Genomic DNA, 1,442 nt, shown 5'->3' with positions numbered 1-1,442 from the left:
GGATCGCCGAGGCCAGCCAGCGGGCGGCCTCGGGTAGGCGCTCGGGCCCCAGGACCACGAGCGCGATCACGCCGAGCACCAGGAGCTCGGACCACCCCACGTTAGTGAACATCGCCTCCGAGGATACGTCGTCCCGGCACCGACCGGCACCACGACCTCGGACGACCGGCCACCGGCGCCGGCGACCTGCCGGCCCCGAGCGGGTCAGGCGAGTACGGGTCGGACGGTCACCTCGATCCGTGCACCGTCGCGGATGACCTCGACCGGCACGTCGACGTCCGCGCCAGCCCGTCGGACGGCCACGATGAGCTCGTCGGAGGACCGGACACCGCGTTCCCCGACACTCGTCACCACGTCGCCCTCCCGGAGCCCGGCCTCCTGTGCGGGCGACCCCTCCCGCACGTTGACCAGCTCCGCACCCTCCACGTTGCCGTTCTCCGCCTTGCGCGCGTTCACGCCGATGGTCGCGTGACGTACGGAGCCCTCGCTCATCAGCGAGGTGGCGATGTCGCGCACATCGTTGACGGGGATGGCGAACCCGAGCCCGATCGACCCACCGGATTGGGTGAAGATGGAGGTGTTGATCCCGATCACCGCCCCGCTGGCGTCGATGAGCGGACCACCCGAGTTGCCGGGATTGATGGCCGCGTCGGTCTGGATGGCGTCGATCACCACGTCCCCGTCGGAGGTGGACTCCCCCAGGGCGATCGGCCGCTGGGTGGCCGACACGATGCCCTCGGTGACCGTCCGGGCCAGGCCGAGGGGCGACCCGATGGCGACGACCTGTTCGCCCACCTGCACCCGATCGGAATCACCGAGGGTCGCGACGGTGAGGTTCTGGACGTCGTCGACCTTCAGCACCGCCAGGTCGGTCGCCGGGTCGCGGCCGACCAACTCGGCCGATGCCCTGGACCCGTCCGGGAAGACGACGTCGATGTCCGCCCTGTCGGCGGCGCCGTCCATGGTGACGACGTGGTTGTTGGTGACGATGTAACCCTGCGGGTCTATGACGATGCCGGAGCCCTCACCCCGGGCCGAGGCCGTGGAGACCTGGATGTGGACCACCGCCGGTTGGACCCGTTGCGCCACCTCACCGACCGGGTTGTCGGGCCGGATGACGTTCGCCGGCGCGTCGGCGATGCGGACCGTCGACGTGGTGAGGACGCGGGCGGAATCGGCCACGACCGCGCCGATCCCCCCTCCCACGAGGGCGATGACGGCGACGGCGGCGGTCGCCCCTGCCAGCGCCTGCCTGCTCAGTCGCCGCTCGAACAGAGCCTCGGAGAGTGAGAGCCTCGGCGGCGGGGGCACGTCCGCACCCGACAGATCCTCCGGTCCGGGCTCGTCCGCCGCCTGCAGGGCGGGGGTTCCGAACCCCACCGGGGCGTGGGGATCCCGCCACGGGTCGGGCGGGGCGGGCTGTGGCACCTCGACCCGGTCCT

At 71.9% G+C, this 1,442-nt stretch carries 2 protein-coding genes; both read right to left on the bottom strand.

What is annotated here, in order from left to right:
• The coding region (locus tag G6017_RS08775) for a Sec-independent protein translocase subunit TatA/TatB (protein WP_182616980.1) at positions 1-112 on the bottom strand (112 nt) is incomplete at its 3' end.
• 92 nt (positions 113-204) lie between these two features.
• The coding region (locus G6017_RS08770) for a S1C family serine protease (RefSeq protein WP_182616978.1) at positions 205-1,442 on the bottom strand (1,238 nt) is incomplete at its 5' end.

This window comes from Dietzia sp. B44 (assembly GCF_014145245.1).
Lineage (GTDB): Bacteria > Actinomycetota > Actinomycetes > Mycobacteriales > Mycobacteriaceae > Dietzia > Dietzia natronolimnaea.
Note: the sequence above shows the minus strand (reverse complement) of the source record. Positions and strands in the feature narration are given on the sequence as shown.